The following is a 16,082-nucleotide window of genomic DNA, read 5'->3' as shown; positions in this document are numbered from 1 at the left end:
TACACCGTCACCGAGGCGGTCCCACCGTGCCGTGATTCAGCTCAGGACTGCCAGCGCTCCTCCGGCCAGTACCGCGGCGACCGCGACGGCCGCGCCCATTGCTGCCGTCGTCTTCCACCCCATCGCCTTGCCGACCATGACCATCGACGGAATGCTCAGGGCCGGCAGCGCGATGAGCAGTGCACCCGTGACACCGACGCCGACGCCGAGTGGCACGAGGGTGAGGATGATCGGAATCTCTCCACCGGTGGGAATGACCAGCAGGGTCGCCACGACCGCCACGATCAGGACCGCGCCGGCACCCAACTGAGCTTCGAGCCCGAAGACCCCGGTCAGCCACGGTGCGATGAGTCCGATGACGAACACGAGCGCAAGGTGTTCGGGCACAAGGATGAGTGTGAACCTGGCCAAGGACCGCAGGTAGCGGGTGGGCAGCGACGACAGACGCGCCGAGGCGGCGTCGGGCTCGGGTGCCACCTCGGCGGGACCGCTCACCCACCGTCCGATGAGAGCAGCCGCACCGACGGCGATGAGGAGCGCGAAGACGATGCGCACGACCATGTACTGCCATGGCAGGACGAGGGCCAAGAAGATGAGGACTGCGGGGTTGAGCAGCGGATTGCCCACCCAATAGGCAAGAGCGGCCGACCGCCGGACGCCCGAATCCCGCAGACCTGCGGCGACCGGCGCCGCACAGCAGGTGCACATCATCGACGGCATCGACAAGACGGCACCGACGAGGGACTGACCGGTGTGGCTGCGACGATTGAGCAGCCTCAGCAGCCAGTCACGCGGCACCAGGGCATCGACGGCGGCCGCGACGAGCAGCGCCACGAGCAGGGCCTTCCACACGGCGGTGAAGTACACCAACGTGAACTCCCACGCACCGGACAGCGACACCGAGTCCCCGGCGGCGTCGAAGAGCGGCGAGCCCTCCCACAGCGAGGTCTGGCTCAGGGTGAGAGTCTTGTCCCAGTACGGCAGCCATTTCGACCAGCTCAGGCCGACGACGAGCAGCAATGCGAGCACGCCGAGTCCGACCCAGTCGGCGGCACTGAGTCTCTGCGGGGGCCGAACTGGTGCCGAAGCCGAGGTGTGCGTCATCGCGGTATGTCCTTTGTGCCTGTGCCGAAACGGCCGAGAAACTGATCAGAAGCGGTCGGAAGAAGGTTTCAGGAGGTGCGGGCGACGACGGAGTCGGCGAAGGCGAACAGCGAGTCCTTGACACGTCCCTCCGGCAGCGGGGCCAGAGCCGACTTGGCCTCATCGGCCCAGCGCAATGCTTCTGCTCGGGCCTTCTCGGTCACTGGATGGGCCGCCAGCGCAGCACGAGCGGCTTCCAGAGCGTCATCGGAGGTCAGATCCGCATCGAGGAGGTCGACCACCTCGGCGGCGGCGGCATCACCCTCAGCGGCAGCGGCCCTCACGTAGAGCACGGGCAGGGTGGGCACGCGTTCGCGCAGATCCGTGCCCGGGGTCTTGCCCGACTCGGAGGATGTCGTGGTCAGGTCGATGATGTCATCGGCGAGCTGGAAGGCCACGCCGACGCGTTCGCCGAAGACCCGGACGGGCTCGGCCAGCGCCGCATCGGCTCCGGAGAACATGACGCCGAAGCGCGCCGAGGTCGCGATGAGCGATCCGGTCTTGTCGGCGAGCACCTGGATGTAGTGCTCGATCTCGTCGGCGTCCTCCGGCGGGCCGGCGAATTCGTTGAGCTGACCGAGGACGAGACGCTCAAATGTCTCGGCCTGGATGCGCACGGCTTCGGGGCCGAGGTTCGCGGTGACGCCGGAGGCCTTGGAGAAGAGCAGATCGCCGGTGAGGATCGCCACCGAATTGCCCCACACCTCATGGGCGGCCGGTGCTCCGCGGCGCACGGGCGCGTCGTCCATGACGTCGTCATGGTAGAGCGATGCGAGATGGATGAGTTCGACCGCGACGGCCGCGTCGATGATGTCGTCGTTGTTCGCATCGCCGAGGCGGGCGGTGAGCAGAACCAGGTTCGGACGGGCGCGTTTTCCGCCGGCGGCCAGCAGATGCTTCGATGTCTCGTCGGGCAGTCTCCGCGTCTGTTCGGTGACCTCGTAGAGACGGGCCTCCACGGTTTCCAACTGAGTCGAGATCTCTGCCGCGAGCTGGGCGTCGTCACCGGTGAAGGTGGCCGGAGAGGCTAGGTGGCTCATGTCCTCGTCATTCGTCGTAGTCGTTCTCGGCATGCCGTTGTCACAGCCCTTGCGCTCGGAGTTCCTCACTGTGGTCTCACCGTGGTCCGTGCGCTCAGACATTGCTGGTGGCCGGGACGATTCGGGTCAGGGCGGAGATCACCCTGTCGATGAGATCGGCCTCGGAGACCTTCGGGTCGCGGTAGAGGTTCGCCAACAATTTGACGACGAACTCCATCACAACGTCAACACCCATACCGTACTTGATTCCGAACTGCATGAGCGCAGGATGGCCGATGATCGAGGCGAAAACCCGGCCCAGGGTGAAGTATCCGCCCAGGGAGTCCCCCAGCAGCGACGGGTACTCCTCGAGACGACGACGCATCACGGCCTGCGGGTAACGGGAGTAGGTGGAGATCACCTCGGCGGCGATGCGTGCGGACTCCAGGGCGTAATCGATGCCTTCGCCATTGAACGGATTGACCATTCCGCCCGAGTCGCCGACGAGCAGCAGACCGCGGTGGAAGTGCGGTGTGCGGTTGAAGGCCATCGGCAGGGCCGCGGACTTGATCGGTCCCAGGGAAGTGGTTTCGTCGATGCCCCACTCGTGCCCCATGTCAGCGATCCACTGGTTCATCATTCCGCGCAGATCCACGGACTTGAACTGCGGTGAGGAGTCGAGCAGTCCGGCACCGATGTTCACGGTGCCGTCGCCGAGGGGGAAGATCCACCCGTATCCGGGCAGGGTCTCGGATTCCCCGGCCGCATTCGTCGACCGCATCTCCACCCAGGATTCGATGTAGTCATCGGCATGCCGCGGCGTCGTGTGATAGGCGCGGGCGGCGATTCCCATCGGGCGATCGTCGCGCTTCTCCAGTCCCATCGAGACGGCCAGCCGGGAGGAGACTCCGTCAGCGGCGATGACGATCGGTGCCCGGAAGTGGGCCTCGGGTCCGACACGGCGACCACGGTGGTCGGTGCCGGATGCGTGGACTCCGCGGATCCATCCGTCCTCGCCGACGTCCGGCGACATGGCGCGAACCTGTTCGAAGAGCCGTGCCCCGCTGCGCTGAGCGTGGCGGGCGAAGGCTTCGTCCATGCTCATGCGCGGGCGGGTCACCCCGTAGTTCGGTGTGCCGTCGATATCGGGCCAGTCGAGTTCGAGACGGTGGCCGCCCCCGATGAGTCGCAGGCCCTTGTTCCTGTGCCAGCCGTCGGACTCCGACAGCTCCATACCGAGGTAGCCGGCCTCTTTGACCGCACGCGGGGTCAGGGCATCGCCGCAGATCTTGTCGCGCGGGAACCCGGACTTCTCCAGGATGATGACCTCGTGCCCGGCCTGGGCGAGGTAGGCGCCGATCGCGGAGCCGGCCGGGCCGGCACCGACGACGACGACTTCGGCATCGAACTCATTCATCGTCAAAGCTGGGCCGGCTCCGCGGTGTCGGCCGCCTCGGCGGGTTTGAGAGCGTGGTGGACGGCGACGATTCCGCCGGTGAGGTTGCGGTACTTCACCTGGTCGAAGCCGGCGTCGAGGATCTGGTGGGCGAAGGCGTCCTGGTTCGGCCACTCACGGATCGACTCGGCGAGGTAGACGTAGGCTTCCGGATTCGAGGACACGGCACGTGCCACGGCGGGCAGGGCCTTCATCAGGTATTCCTTGTACACGAGGCTGAAAGCGTCGAGTGTCGGAGTGGAGAATTCGCAGATGACGAGGCGTCCGCCGGGTTTGAGCACGCGCAGCATCTCGGTCAGAGCCTGATCGACGTCGTTGACGTTGCGGATGCCGAAGGAGATCGTGACGACGTCGAAGCTCGAATCGGCGAAGGGCAGGTCCATCGCATCGGCGTAGATGAAGTCGATCTGCGGGTGCCGGCGGCGGCCCTCGGTGAGCATACCGGTGGAGATGTCCCCGGCCACCACTTCGGCGCCGTGGTGGGTGAACGTCATCGAGGAGGTGCCGGTGCCGGCAGCCAGATCGAGCACGCGCTCACCGGGCCCGGCGGCCACGGAATGGGCGACGGTGCGCCTCCAGACGCGGGTGAGTCCGAAGGAGAGGACGTCGTTCGTGAGGTCGTATCGGGAGGCGACATCATCGAACATCGACGCGACGTCGGCGGGCTGTTTGTCCAGCTTGGCACGGTTCATGACCATATTCTCTCAACACCTCAACCGGGAGGGCGAATCCGGATCCCTGGCAGGGTTGATACTGAACTAGAATCGAGGCGACATGACTTTGACTTTCGGCACTTCCGACATCCTCTCCGCCCCTCCCCGTCTGCGCGTGCGGTCCCGTTTCGTCGACGACGTCGATCCCGGACCCGGCTTCCCCTTCGAGTCGGGTCTGCCCACCACCGTGGAGCAGACGCTCGAACTGCTGCCGACCGACGGCTTCTCCTGTTGGGTCCGAGACACCTCCGGTCTCATCGGCTTCGGCCGCACCCTGCGCATCCGTGCTCGCGGTCGGCAGCGATTCACCGAGCTCTCGGATGCGTGGAAGGCCATCACCGAGGCGGCCCAGATCGAGGACGAGGTCGATCTGCTCGGATCCGGGCTCATGTGCTTTGCCACGGTCGCATATTCGGGCGAATCTGCGGTCGATTCGATCATCCACGTCCCCGAGTTCGTTCTCGGCCGCCGCGGCGGCCGCGTGTGGCTGACCTCGATCTCGACGGCCGAAGAGCCGCCGCTGCCTCCGGTCCTGCAGGCCGAACCGCTGCAGCGCGTGCAGTCGGCCCGCGCCGAAGCCGGGCACCTCGGTCCCGAGAAGTGGGCTCGGCTCGTCGAGCAGGTCGCCGGCATGCTCACCCCGATCGATACCTCCGCAGAAGTGGATGCATTCTCGGAGGATCCGACTCTGCGTAAGATCGTCCTCGCCCGCGACGAGGTCGTCACCACCGATGAGGACATCGACGTGCGTGCGGTGCTCGGCGCACTCAACCGCAGCTACCCGAGCTGCTGGACTTTCGACATCGCCGGTCTCATCGGGTCGACCCCGGAACTGCTCATCGGGGTCGAGAACGGCAGAGTGACCTCACGTGTGCTGGCCGGGACCTACCGCGTGGAGAAGGACCCGATGGAGGAGATGCCTGCGGCCCGGAGGCTGCTGAGCGCGCACAAGGACAGCACCGAGCATGCCTTCGCCATCGCTTCGCTGCAGCGCAGTCTCGGTTCGGTCGCCGAGGATGTCACCGTCGATGAGCGCCCTCACCTGCTGCCCTTGGCCAATGTCATCCATTCGGCGTCGGACGCGCAGGCGAACCTTGCCACCGAGTCCGGGCTCACCGCCCTCGACGTCGCCGCAGCGGTCCACCCGACCGCGGCCGTCGGCGGGTACCCGCAGGCGAGCGCGGTGGCGCATGTCGATGAGCTCGAACCCCTCGACCGCGGCCGTTACTCCGGTCCCGTCGGGTGGATGGACGGGCGCGGAAACGGCCAGTTCGGCATCGCACTGCGCTGCGGTCAGCTCGAGGACCGCAATCGGATACGGCTGTATGCCGGGGCCGGAATCATGCCGGATTCGGATCCCGCCACCGAGGTGGCCGAGACGGATGCGAAGCTCAAGCCGATGCGTCGGGCGCTCGGTTTGGACTGAGGGTCCTCATAGTCATCGGAACTCCCCGACGCTGTCCCGCGCCCAATCGGCGAAGGTGAGCGCCGGGCGGCCCACGAGGCGGGCCATGTGCCCACACCGAAGGCCATCGACTCAGTAGTGGTAGCGGGCCTGAAGAATCACGAGGTCTTCGTCGACGACGAGATAGACCAGTCGGTGCTCATCGGTGATGCGCCGCGACCACGAGCCCTGGGCTCCGTACTTCAGCTGTTCGGGCTTGCCGATCCCCGAGAACTGTGCAGGCGGACACGGTCGTAGGCATCGAGCAGGCGGCGAGCGTTGGTCGATGAGCGGAACAGGTAGGCGGTCTCTTGCCATGCGGCGTACTCGGCGGCCGGCATCAGAACAGCATTTCCCTTGCGAGAGACGATCTCGATGGCAACACGGTCTTCATTCACTCGCTCTATGAGCGGGAACAGGATCTTGCGCGCCTCGCTTGCGCTGATGGACATGATGAGAGCCTCCCCTTTCGAACGAGTGGTACATGTTTTTGGTACCACCAATCGCAATGATCGGTCACAGGAACCACCCAGCGATAATCCCGCATAAGGCTGCGCAGTCTCAGTCGAGTCGGACTTCGATGATGCGACGCGTCCCGGCGGTGGTCGCGCTGCGATCGTCGGCGGCGCCGAGGCCCTCGTCCATGGCCCGGTCGAAGCTCACCAGGTCGCTGACTCGCATGTACCCCCAACCGTAGGCTGCGGCGAGATCGGCGAATCCGCGACCGTGCGGGACCGTGAAATAGCGTTCCAGGAAACCGTCGAGGTGGGGCTGAGAATGTTCGAGCCCGGAGAAGATCGCTCCCCCGTCGTCGTTGAGTACGACGATCGTCACATCACCGGCATCCTCGGCGCTCGGGCTGAGCAGTCCGCCGATGTCGTGGAGCATGGCGATATCACCGATGAGCAGGAAGACCGGCTCCCTCAGGCCCAAGGACAGACCTGTCGCCGTCGAGATCAATCCGTCGATTCCGGCGAGTCCGCGAGAGGCGTGGATGCGGGCGCGGATGTCGGTGGCGTCGCTGAGGTAGCGCACCGAATTCGAGCTGGCCACGAAGAGCGTGAGGTCCTGCACGGCCAGCCGCTCGGTGATCGTCCGTGCGGTCGACTGGAATTCCCTCGCCGAGGCGTCACCGGAGGTCTCGGCCCCAGTCGGTTCCGGGCGGCATTCCGCGGCCCGCTCTGATCGTGCGGCTGCCACGAGGGACGTCCCCGCGTCGATCCAGGCGCGCACCCAAGCCGACCCCGAGGCGGCAACCCCCTCTGCCTCTCCCGTGGCCGTCAGCCCACCGGGCCTCTCGTCGCGGGCGGTCAGATCGAACGCATCGATGGCGTCGGGAACGTGCTGCACAGTCACGGATTCGTCGGCCAACAGTGCCGCCACGGGCCTGGTCAGGGTCGGTTTTCCATGGACGATGACGGTGCGGATCGCCTCGCGCAGATCGGGATGATCGCTGAGCACACGGGCATGGGCAGGCACGATGGTCGACGGCTCGGCTGCTCCGGTGGCCGACAGGTCAGCAGCGGTGCGAGCCAGCGGACTCGACGGTTCGGCAAGCACCGGAAGATGCTGGTCGGCGGCGAGCGCATGCAGAGATTCGGCCGGATACCCGCCGGCGTCCCCGGCGACGAGGACGGTCCCGTCGGTGATGGTGACTCCGACGCGCGCACGGGACTCCGACACGGTCGCCCTCACACGTCGCCCTGCGTCGTTCCCAGCCAGCGCGCCGATCTCGTCCGTCCACGCGTTCAGCTCCCCCGGGGTGGGAACCAAGGGGGTGTCGAACTGCACATTGAACTGGACGGGGCCGGCCGCCTCGGTGACGGTGCCTCTGTGTGATCCCAGTGCCGCGGCCACGGCGTCTGACACGGATCGGGCGACCGCCTCGGTGCTGTCCCCGGCGGGCACATCAAATCGGGCACGGACGTCGGAGAGCACCTGTGACTGGTCATCGATGGTCTGGTTGGCTCCGGTACGGCGCAGCCGAGCGGGACGGTCGGCGGTCAGCGCGAGCAGCGGCAGATGCCCGTAAGAGGCTTCGAGGACGGCGGGATGGAGGTTGGCCACGGCCGATCCGGACGTCGTCACGACCGCCACGGCGGACTCACTGCCGCGCGCACGCAGACCACGGGCCAGGCCGAGGGCGAGGAAGGCGGCATCGCGCTCATCGACGCGCACATGGGTGCGGATCAGCCCCGCCTCGTTCAGCGGTGCCACGGCATAGACCAAGGGCGCGGACCGTGAACCGGGGGCGAAGACGACCTCACTGACACCGGCGTGGACCAGGCTTCGGGCAATCTGCTGCGCCACCGCGCTCGAATTCGACATCACCTGATATTCAACCACCTGACCACCTGTGGTTCACCTCTGCCCTCTAACCTCGAGAAATGCGCCGCTCGTTGATCATCGCGATGGGAGCACGTGCCATCCGCACACTGACCGCGGCCCGCTCCCAGCGCGGACGCTATCCCGCCCGCGACCAGACCACCTCCTTCCTCGGACCCGAGCCCCGCGGGAAGGACGCCCGGACCTGGCATATCCGGGACAAACGGAAACTCTCGCCGAGGCTGCGCGAATTCTTCCTCTACTCCCCCGCACTCGGCCGCACCGTCGGAGTCCGTGTGCTGCTGCCGGGCATCCCCTCCGAGGTCAGCCCCGTCATCCACCTCTTCCACGGCGGCGGCGATGATTTCCGCTCATGGACGGATTTCGGATCCGCCGAGGAACTCACCCTCGACTCCCCGTACCTCGTCGTCATGCCCGACGGCGGGGCGGGAACGTATTCGCGCCTGGCCGTCGGCAGCGAGGTCCACGACTGGCCGCGCTTCCACACCGAGGAGATCCCGGCCTTCCTCAAAGCGAACTTCTCCGTCGACTGGGCGCCGGGCAGCCAGCTGCTGGCGGGACTGTCGATGGGCGGATACGGGGCGATGAAGTATGCGGCCTGGCATCCCGACAGGTACGGATCGGCCGCCGCGTTCTCCTCACCCCTGGATCCCCTGTCGACCGTCCCGGCCTTCGATATCATCGCGATGCGCGAAGGAGCCCGATCACTGAGCCTGTTCGGTGACCCCGGCGCCGACCGCAGCGAATGGCTGGCGAATTCCCCGTATGCTCTGGCCGAGAACCTCCGCGGCCTCGATCTGTGGTTCAGTGCCGGCTCCGGCAGCCTCGAAGGGGCAAAGGATCGCGACCTGCTGGAGACGATGATCAGCTCGCAGGGCGAGCGCTTCTCCGCGCGACTCAACTCCCTCGGCATCCGGCATTCCTGGTTTCCGCGCACCAGCGGCCTGCACAACTGGACGAGCTGGGAACGCGAACTCGGCGCTTGGCTGAAGACCCTCGCCAAACGGCGCAACTATGCGAGTTCGGATCGCGGACGGACCGATCGCGTGGCCGATGGCGGACAGTTCACCTTCCTCACCGGTCATGCCCTCTTCGACATCCACGGGTGGCGGGTGGAGATCTCCCGTCGTCGCGCGCAGGTCGTGCGCTTCGACGCCGTCAGCGCCGCCGGCTTCTCCCTGAGCGGAACCGGCAGCTTCCGTGTGCGCACTCCCGGGCTCTTCGATCCCGGACGCCGTTACGACATCAGCGTGTCCGGGCCCAGCGGGGACAACGCCTATCAGCAGAAGGCGGACAAGAAGGGGCGACTGACGTTCACCGGTCGGCTGGCCGCGGCCATGCATGATCCGATCATCCCCGGCAAGCGCACTGCCCACTTCGCCAGGCTGGGACAGGACGAGGTGACCACGGTCAGGATCGCCTCGGTGACGGTCGATGAGGCGGTCGATCGCAGGCGGTCCACAGCCGATGTTCCAGATCCGGCACAGACAGAATCCACGAACGATCCCGCTGGCGTCTATATTGAGAGCGGTCGCGAATCGTCGGCCGCCGATTCCTCAGAACGCTGACTCGAGAGGTCATCCATGAAACGCATACTCCCAGCCATCGCTCTTTTCGCCGGACTCTCCCTCGTCGGCTGCACGGGCGGAGGAGACAAACCGGATCAGGCTGACGGCGGCGACTCCTCGCAGGCGGCAGCCGAAGAGACCCCGCAGGCAAGCAAACTCGACGAAGCGAAGCTCAAGGAAATCCTCGAGTCGACCAAGGCCGAAGGCCAGTCGTTCAAGGCCGTCGACGGTGCAGGCAATGCCTCCAGCGAGGCAACCAAGGCCCTGGAGAGCTCCGAGTTCGAACCGGCCAAGTGCAAAGACATCACCATGAACCTCCTCAACGCCAATCTCGCCGCCAAGGGCACCACCGTCGCTGGAACTTCCACCGACAACATCCTCTCCGCAGCCCTGTCGAGCTATGACGATGTGGACGGAGCACAGACCCAGATCGAGGGTGCCTCGACGATCGCAGAAGAATGCAGCGATGTGAAGATCAAGACCGCCGGCGTCGAGATGTCCATGAAGTACAAGACTTTCGACGCCGAAATCGACGGGGCAGACGAGACCAATGGAATCGTCGCTTCCGTGGAGGCCGGCGGACAGACAGCCATGAATCTTCGCATGGTCTACGCCCTCGTCGGCAACAACGTCGTGGCCGTATCCAATATCGCCGATGTCGAAGAAGCGACCGTGACGAAGACCGCCGGAGCCTTCGTCGAGTCCGTGAAGAAGGCCGGCTGACCCGGCTCAGCCAGCGTCAGTTCAGCCGCGCAGAGCGCTCCAGCAGTCCTGGAGCCGGTCGGCCCACCACTCGAATCGTCCCGGATCCACCCGCAGCTGGTGCAGGCGGTCTGGGTCCGGGACGATTCGCGTGACCGGGACAGCACCGTCGACCGGTGTCAGCGCTTCGTGTTCGGCGACGATATCGGCGGTGAAGAGACGGCCGGTGCCCAGTCCGCAGGCCACTCGTTCGCCGAGGATGTCCCGGCTGCGGTCGGTGTGCGGCAGTCTGGCGGCGAGTTCGGCACCGGCGGCCAGGCCGACAGAGGATTCGAGAGCCGAGGACACGACGGCCGGCAGGCCCGAAGCACTGATGACATCGAGGGCGGCGCCGATTCCGCCCAACGGCTGGACCTTGACGATGATGACCTCGGCTGCCCCGAGCTCTGCCACGCGCAGCGGATCCTCGGCCTTGCGGATGGATTCGTCGGCAGCGATGACGATCGGCAGTCCTCGCCGGGAGAGTTGCCCGCGCAGCTCGGCGAGCTGCTCGACCGCGGGCACCGGCTGCTCGAAGTATTGGAGATCCAATTCGGCGAACGCTTCGCAGGCCTCGAGAGCTTCGGTCGGTGAGTACCCGGCGTTCGCGTCCAGGCGCAGCGTCGTATCCGGGAAGAGCCTGCGGAACTCCCGCAGGCGCTTCAGATCCTCTGGGAGGGAGCCGATACCGTGTTCGGCGACCTTCGCCTTGACGGTGCCGACCCGGCCATAGCGAGACAGGATCGGTTCGACCTGATCCGGTGGGCAGGCGGGCAGGGTGCCGTTGACGGCGACGGTCTCACCGTCCGCCACCGCAACCGGAGCGCAACCGCGCCCCTGATCGGTGGAGGGCACCGCCTCGGCGAGGGCGGCGGGCTGCGGGATCAGCCCGGAGAATTCGAGGGAGGCGCGCAGCCACCGGCTGGCCTCCTCGGTGTCGTATTCGACGAACGGGGAGAACTCCGCCCACCCGGCAGGGCCCGAGAAGAGCGCCACCTCCCGCTCCGTGATCCCCCTGAACCGCGTGACCATCGGCAGCCGCACCACATGCAGGTCCTCGATGACCTCATCGAAGCGTCGGGGAAGATCGAGCGGTGCTGAGGAGAGGGAAACAGGTTTGGGTGCATAGGAATGCGAACGGTCAGAATCGGCCATGAGCCCAGACTAACTCTCACCGTCCCTGCCACGCCTGCCTGCCGCTGGGAACCGCACCATTCGCCACCCGGGCCCGGACTGTGGGCGAAGGTCCACGCGCTAGGCTGGGGACCATGACGGTTTCAGAAATCTTCGACCCTTCTGCCTGGCGTGAAGTCTCCGGCTTCGACTTCACCGATATCACCTACCACCGGGCCATCGATCCTGCCACCGGCAGCGACATCGGCTGTGTGCGCATCGCCTTCGACCGCCCCGAGGTCCGCAACGCCTTCCGTCCGCACACCGTCGACGAGCTCTACCGCGCCCTCGACCATGCCCGCCAGACCTCGGACGTCGGCGCCGTGCTGCTCACCGGCAACGGTCCGAGTGAGAAGGACGGCGGCTGGGCGTTCTGTTCCGGCGGTGACCAGCGCATCCGCGGTCGTTCCGGCTACCAGTACGCGTCAGGTGAGACCCGCGAGAGCGTCGATCCGGCCCGTGCCGGACGCCTCCACATCCTCGAAGTCCAGCGGCTCATCCGCACCATGCCGAAAGTCGTCATCGCCGTCGTCCCCGGCTGGGCCGCCGGCGGAGGGCACAGCCTCCACGTCGTGTGCGATATGACCATCGCCTCCCGCGAGCACGCGAAGTTCAAGCAGACCGATGCCGATGTCGGCTCCTATGATGCGGGCTACGGCTCCGCCTATCTGGCGAAGATGGTCGGGCAGAAGAAGGCACGTGAGATCTTCTTCCTCGGCCGCACCTACTCTGCTCAGGAGATGGCAGATATGGGTGCCGTCAACGAAGTCGTCGACCACGCCGACCTCGAAGCCGCCGCCCTGCAGATGGCTCGCGAGATCCTCGGCAAGTCCCCGAACGCACAGCGCATGCTCAAGTTCGCCTTCAACCTCGTCGACGACGGACTCGTCGGCCAGCAGGTCTTCGCCGGTGAAGCCACCCGACTGGGCTATATGACCGACGAAGCCGTCGAAGGCCGCGATGCCTTCCTGGAGAAACGCGACCCCGACTGGTCGCCGTTCCCCTGGTACTACTGAACCGAGTCCGCGCATGACCGCACGCGAACTGCAGCCCGCCGAGCTGCCCGAGGCCATCGATCGGGCACTGACCGGGACGTCGATCCTCATCCTTCCGTCGGATCGCGACGGCGCCGTCACCGAGGCGGCTTTCCGCAATTGGGCAGGACCGGGCCCTGCTCCGGCGCTGATCCTCTTCACCTCCGGGTCGACGGGGAAGGCGAAAGCGGTGGCGTTGTCAGCAGACGCTCTCACAGCCTCGGCCCGGGCGACCGAACGGTTCCTCTCCGGACCCGGCGACTGGCACCTGTGCCTGCCGGTCAACCACATCGCCGGGTTCCAGGTCGAGCTGCGCGCCCGCTTGGCCGGCCGAGCCCCGGTCAGGGCCGCCTCGGCGAGGTTCACCGCCCAATCCTTCGCCACCGAGGTCACCGCCTTGGTGGAGCGGGCGGGCGACCGACCGACGTACACCTCGATCGTGCCCACCCAACTCCACCGGATCCTCGAGGACGGCTCCGCCACCGAGGCGGCCGGACGGATCGCGCACATCCTCCTCGGCGGAGCGGCGATCTCACCGTCGCTGCTCGACCGGGCCGAAGCCGCGGGGCTGGCGATCGTGCGGACCTACGGGATGAGCGAGACGGCGGGCGGCTGCGTCTATGACGGCGTGCCCTTCGACGGGGTCGAGGTGACCATCACCGAGGCAGGGACGATCGACCTGACCGGACCCGTCGTCGCCGACGGCTACGTCGAGATCGGCGACGACGGGACCATCGGCCCGGTCGACTCCCCCGACCTCACCGTCGACGAAGCGGGACGGCGGATCATGCACACCAGTGATCTGGGACGGATCGACTCCGGCGTGCTCAGTGTGCTCGGTCGCGCCGATGACATCATCGTCTCCGGGGGCACGAACGTCTCCCCGCACGCCCTGGAGACCGGGCTGCTGCCGAGCTGGCAGAAGGCGGGAATCGCGGAGATGCTCGTGACCTGGGTGCCCGATGAGGAATGGGGCAAACTCATCGTCGCACTCGTCCGGACTGCCGACGACGGTGGAGTCGAAGCGGAGAATCCGCGAGAATCGGCACAGCGACTCAACGCCCTCGACCATGGGATGACGGGGTATCTGCTGCCGCAGCTCGTCTTCCCGGTCGCGGAGATTCCGAACCGCTCGATCGGCAAACCCGATCGCCAGGCGGCGGCCCGGATCGCCGCGGATCTCATGGCGAACGATCCGAATACCCATACCGGTGAACAACCGGTAATATAAGACGGCTCCACAAACCGACAGGAAGGTGAGCGAGACCTATGGCTGATGCCGCCCAGTGGATTTCTGGAGCTCGACTGCGAACTCTGCCCCTGGCTCTCGCACCCGTCCTCATCGGAACCGGTGCCGCTATCGGTTCCCTCGGCGGATTCACCGCGTTCATCCTCGACGACATCTCCGGCAACGACGAGCATGTCAGCCTCACGCAGATCCTGCTGCGCGGGTTTCTCGCCCTCCTCGTCTCTCTGTGCCTGCAGATCGGTTCGAACTACGCCAACGACTACTCCGACGGCATCCGCGGCACCGATGACGAACGTGTCGGACCCGTCCGTCTCACGGCGACCGGGCTGGCCGAACCCCATGCGGTCAAACGGGCGGCTTTCATCTTCTTCGGCCTGGCCGGGGTTGCAGGCATCGTGCTCATCCTTATCTCGCAGGCGTGGTGGTTCCTCATCGTCGGGGCCGCCGCCGTCGCCGCCGCCTGGTTCTACACCGGCGGCAGACGCCCCTATGGCTACATGGGCCTCGGTGAGGTGTTCGTCTTCGTGTTCTTTGGCCTTGTCGCCACCTTAGGCACGATGTGGATGCAGGTCGGTCACCTCAGCCTCAGCGGTTGGGCCGGTGCCGTCGCGATCGGATCACTGGCTTCGGCCGTGCTCATGGTCAACAACCTCCGCGACATTCCCACCGACATCGAGGCGGGCAAGATCACTCTGGCCGTGAAGATGGGCGACAATGCCGCGCGCATCGCCTACGCGGTGCTCGTGCTGCTGCCCTTCGCGCTGCTGGCGCTGGCGATCCTCGACGGACATCCCGCCGTCGCCTTGGCGATCCTCGCCCTCGTCCCAGCGCTGAGTCCGCTCAAGACGGTGCTCAGCGGCACGACGGGTCCAGGGCTGATTCCGCCGATCAAATCCACCGGACTGACCGGATTGGCCTTCTCCGCGCTGATGGGCCTCGGTTTGGCGCTCTGAGGCGCCAGGTTCAGTTGGACTGGCCGCCGTCTTCTCCGAGACGCTCTTCGACGATCTCGTCCTCTGCCGCCTCATCGGCGCCGACGCGCTTAGGCTTCGACGCGCGCTTGGCCACCTTCGCTTCGATCTCGGTCGCCGCCTTGGCGCGCATCTTGCCCAGCAGCAGATAGCTCAGCAGTGCCCCGATGATGATGGCGGCGATCGCCATGACCAGATTGAAGCCGAGGAACGGAAACAGGACGAGGCCGGCGGCGATGATGAGGCCGAAGCGTGCGAGTGTGTAGAGCCAGAAGGTGCGCATTGTCCTAATTTTAGCCTCCGATCGTGACAGTCTTGTCACCGCCCGCTGGAGGCCGCGCTCAGGTTGGTGGACTATCCTTGGTGCATGGCTCGATTACTCATTGCCGCGATCGTCCTGGCGGCAGCGGTGACACTGTACGGACTCTTCGATTGTCTGCTGCGCGATCGGGGTCTGATTCGAGTCCTGCCCAAACCTGCGTGGGCACTGATCATCCTCATCATTCCCGTCCTCGGATTCATCCTCTGGTACCTGTTCGGTCGCGGTTCGGAGGACAAGCCCACGCGCGGCACACGCCCTCGCGGTCAGGTCGCCCCCGATGACGATCCGGACTACCTGCGACAGGTGGACCGCGAACTCAAGCTCGGCAAGCACGCGCCTCCGGCGGAGGACGGCGATGAGACGAATCCCCCGCACGATGACTCCACCGAATCGGACGACGACAGCGGTCCCGCTGACTCCTCCGCCGACTCCGATGACCGGGGCACCAAAGGCGACGGCCGCGGCCGCTCCAACTGAGCACATCCTCGGCGCACTATCGCCTCAGCGGTGCGAGACCATCCTCGCGTGAAGACCCATCTGGTGTGCGAGACCATCCTCGCGTGAAGACGCCTCCGCGATAAGAGACCCCTCGCGGGCCAGCTGCTGTTGTGAACCAGGTGCGTTGCCATGCTGCGATTCGGCGAATAGTCATTGCTTTCTCTGAATTGCACACCGAAGAACGTGGTGATTTCAGAGCAGACTGAGCCGAAACTGTCGTCCGCCGCCTGATCACGGCATCGAACCAACACGCAAACGGCACAGTCTGAGATGGAGAGCCCAGTTTCAAACATGGGCTGTTCGCCGCAGACTGGGCCGTCAGCAGTTATGGCTCCCGGGTGCGGGTGGTCGCTCCCGAGTGCGGCGGTGGCTCCCGATGCAGGACGTCAGAGCGGCCCTGAGAGC

General features: G+C 66.2%; 16 protein-coding genes. 7 read left to right on the top strand and 9 right to left on the bottom strand.

What is annotated here, in order from left to right:
* Positions 1–36: 36 nt before the first annotated feature.
* The 4 genes from HF684_RS05450 to HF684_RS05435 all read right to left on the bottom strand — a co-directional run bounded on the left by HF684_RS05450 (position 37) and on the right by HF684_RS05435 (position 4,310).
* A complete protein-coding gene (locus HF684_RS05450; RefSeq protein WP_169251686.1) occupies positions 37–1,104 on the bottom strand; it encodes a permease in 1,068 nt (355 codons plus the stop codon).
* Positions 1,105–1,172: 68 nt separating this feature from the next.
* Positions 1,173–2,183 carry a polyprenyl synthetase family protein gene (locus tag HF684_RS05445; protein WP_169251685.1) on the bottom strand — a complete coding sequence of 337 codons (1,011 nt, stop codon included), beginning with the start codon at positions 2,181–2,183 and terminating at the stop codon, positions 1,173–1,175.
* A 94-nt stretch (positions 2,184–2,277) separates the two neighbouring features.
* Entirely contained in the window at positions 2,278–3,579 is a 1,302-nt protein-coding gene (locus HF684_RS05440) for a geranylgeranyl reductase family protein (protein ID WP_169251684.1), read from the bottom strand.
* Between the two features lie 2 nt (positions 3,580–3,581).
* Positions 3,582–4,310 carry a demethylmenaquinone methyltransferase gene (locus HF684_RS05435; protein WP_169251683.1) on the bottom strand — a complete coding sequence of 243 codons (729 nt, stop codon included), beginning with the start codon at positions 4,308–4,310 and terminating at the stop codon, positions 3,582–3,584.
* A gap of 82 nt (positions 4,311–4,392) precedes the next feature.
* Between HF684_RS05435 and HF684_RS05430 the strand changes: the two genes are divergently transcribed.
* Complete coding sequence (locus HF684_RS05430) at positions 4,393–5,757, top strand: isochorismate synthase (protein ID WP_169251682.1); 1,365 nt, start codon at positions 4,393–4,395, stop codon at positions 5,755–5,757.
* Positions 5,758–5,868: 111 nt separating this feature from the next.
* On the opposite strand, the gene HF684_RS05425 is transcribed toward HF684_RS05430, so the two are convergent.
* From HF684_RS05425 to menD, 3 genes are all read right to left on the bottom strand, one after another.
* On the bottom strand, positions 5,869–6,063 hold the full coding sequence (locus HF684_RS05425) for a Txe/YoeB family addiction module toxin (RefSeq protein WP_282433933.1): 195 nt from the start codon (positions 6,061–6,063) through the stop codon (positions 5,869–5,871).
* Positions 5,979–6,227, bottom strand: a complete 249-nt coding sequence (locus tag HF684_RS05420; RefSeq protein ID WP_169251681.1) for a type II toxin-antitoxin system prevent-host-death family antitoxin — start codon at positions 6,225–6,227, stop codon at positions 5,979–5,981. The genes HF684_RS05425 and HF684_RS05420 overlap by 85 nt, the downstream gene beginning before the upstream one ends.
* Before the next feature lie 109 nt (positions 6,228–6,336).
* Positions 6,337–8,103, bottom strand: coding sequence for a 2-succinyl-5-enolpyruvyl-6-hydroxy-3-cyclohexene-1-carboxylic-acid synthase (gene menD, locus HF684_RS05415; RefSeq protein ID WP_248279125.1), 1,767 nt, complete (start codon positions 8,101–8,103; stop codon positions 6,337–6,339).
* 59 nt (positions 8,104–8,162) lie between these two features.
* Here menD and HF684_RS05410 point away from each other — a divergent pair, with 59 nt between their 5' ends.
* Both HF684_RS05410 and HF684_RS05405 read left to right on the top strand, forming a co-directional pair.
* Positions 8,163–9,689, top strand: a complete 1,527-nt coding sequence (locus HF684_RS05410) for an alpha/beta hydrolase family protein (protein WP_169251680.1) — start codon at positions 8,163–8,165, stop codon at positions 9,687–9,689.
* A 15-nt stretch (positions 9,690–9,704) separates the two neighbouring features.
* Positions 9,705–10,412 (top strand): hypothetical protein, encoded by a 708-nt coding sequence (locus HF684_RS05405; RefSeq protein ID WP_169251679.1) that lies wholly within the window; start codon positions 9,705–9,707, stop codon positions 10,410–10,412.
* A 21-nt stretch (positions 10,413–10,433) separates the two neighbouring features.
* On the opposite strand, the gene HF684_RS05400 is transcribed toward HF684_RS05405, so the two are convergent.
* Positions 10,434–11,585, bottom strand: a complete 1,152-nt coding sequence (locus tag HF684_RS05400) for an o-succinylbenzoate synthase (RefSeq protein ID WP_169251678.1) — start codon at positions 11,583–11,585, stop codon at positions 10,434–10,436.
* Positions 11,586–11,698: 113 nt separating this feature from the next.
* Between HF684_RS05400 and HF684_RS05395 the strand changes: the two genes are divergently transcribed.
* The 3 genes from HF684_RS05395 to HF684_RS05385 are packed head-to-tail and all read left to right on the top strand — an operon-like array spanning position 11,699 to position 14,839.
* A complete protein-coding gene (locus HF684_RS05395; protein ID WP_169251677.1) occupies positions 11,699–12,619 on the top strand; it encodes a 1,4-dihydroxy-2-naphthoyl-CoA synthase in 921 nt (306 codons plus the stop codon).
* A gap of 13 nt (positions 12,620–12,632) precedes the next feature.
* Entirely contained in the window at positions 12,633–13,868 is a 1,236-nt protein-coding gene (locus HF684_RS05390) for an AMP-binding protein (RefSeq protein WP_169251676.1), read from the top strand.
* Between the two features lie 38 nt (positions 13,869–13,906).
* On the top strand, positions 13,907–14,839 hold the full coding sequence (locus tag HF684_RS05385) for a 1,4-dihydroxy-2-naphthoate polyprenyltransferase (protein WP_169251675.1): 933 nt from the start codon (positions 13,907–13,909) through the stop codon (positions 14,837–14,839).
* Positions 14,840–14,849: 10 nt separating this feature from the next.
* On the opposite strand, the gene HF684_RS05380 is transcribed toward HF684_RS05385, so the two are convergent.
* Positions 14,850–15,140, bottom strand: coding sequence for a DUF4229 domain-containing protein (locus HF684_RS05380; protein WP_169251674.1), 291 nt, complete (start codon positions 15,138–15,140; stop codon positions 14,850–14,852).
* An 84-nt stretch (positions 15,141–15,224) separates the two neighbouring features.
* Between HF684_RS05380 and HF684_RS05375 the strand changes: the two genes are divergently transcribed.
* The gene (locus HF684_RS05375) at positions 15,225–15,656 is read left to right on the top strand and encodes a PLD nuclease N-terminal domain-containing protein (protein WP_169251673.1); all 432 of its coding nucleotides are present in this window, start codon (positions 15,225–15,227) and stop codon (positions 15,654–15,656) included.
* The last annotated feature ends 426 nt before the right edge of the window (positions 15,657–16,082 follow it).

It is taken from the genome of Brevibacterium sp. 'Marine', assembly GCF_012844365.1.
Taxonomy (GTDB): Bacteria; Actinomycetota; Actinomycetes; order Actinomycetales; family Brevibacteriaceae; genus Brevibacterium.
This window is presented reverse-complemented; position numbering and strand designations above follow the sequence as displayed.

Bases quoted from the DNA above. Each gene is read 5' to 3' on its own strand.
- HF684_RS05450 (WP_169251686.1), bottom strand. From the start codon at position 1,104: ATGACGCACACCTCGGCTTCGGCACCAGTTCGGCCCCCGCAGAGACTC.
- HF684_RS05445 (WP_169251685.1), bottom strand. From the start codon at position 2,183: ATGAGCCACCTAGCCTCTCCGGCCACCTTCACCGGTGACGACGCCCAG.
- HF684_RS05440 (WP_169251684.1), bottom strand. From the start codon at position 3,579: ATGAATGAGTTCGATGCCGAAGTCGTCGTCGTCGGTGCCGGCCCGGCC.
- HF684_RS05435 (WP_169251683.1), bottom strand. From the start codon at position 4,310: ATGAACCGTGCCAAGCTGGACAAACAGCCCGCCGACGTCGCGTCGATG.
- HF684_RS05430 (WP_169251682.1), top strand. From the start codon at position 4,393: ATGACTTTGACTTTCGGCACTTCCGACATCCTCTCCGCCCCTCCCCGT.
- HF684_RS05420 (WP_169251681.1), bottom strand. From the start codon at position 6,227: ATGTCCATCAGCGCAAGCGAGGCGCGCAAGATCCTGTTCCCGCTCATA.
- menD (WP_248279125.1), bottom strand. From the start codon at position 8,103: ATGTCGAATTCGAGCGCGGTGGCGCAGCAGATTGCCCGAAGCCTGGTC.
- HF684_RS05410 (WP_169251680.1), top strand. From the start codon at position 8,163: ATGCGCCGCTCGTTGATCATCGCGATGGGAGCACGTGCCATCCGCACA.
- HF684_RS05405 (WP_169251679.1), top strand. From the start codon at position 9,705: ATGAAACGCATACTCCCAGCCATCGCTCTTTTCGCCGGACTCTCCCTC.
- HF684_RS05400 (WP_169251678.1), bottom strand. From the start codon at position 11,585: ATGGCCGATTCTGACCGTTCGCATTCCTATGCACCCAAACCTGTTTCC.
- HF684_RS05395 (WP_169251677.1), top strand. From the start codon at position 11,699: ATGACGGTTTCAGAAATCTTCGACCCTTCTGCCTGGCGTGAAGTCTCC.
- HF684_RS05390 (WP_169251676.1), top strand. From the start codon at position 12,633: ATGACCGCACGCGAACTGCAGCCCGCCGAGCTGCCCGAGGCCATCGAT.
- HF684_RS05385 (WP_169251675.1), top strand. From the start codon at position 13,907: ATGGCTGATGCCGCCCAGTGGATTTCTGGAGCTCGACTGCGAACTCTG.
- HF684_RS05380 (WP_169251674.1), bottom strand. From the start codon at position 15,140: ATGCGCACCTTCTGGCTCTACACACTCGCACGCTTCGGCCTCATCATC.
- HF684_RS05375 (WP_169251673.1), top strand. From the start codon at position 15,225: ATGGCTCGATTACTCATTGCCGCGATCGTCCTGGCGGCAGCGGTGACA.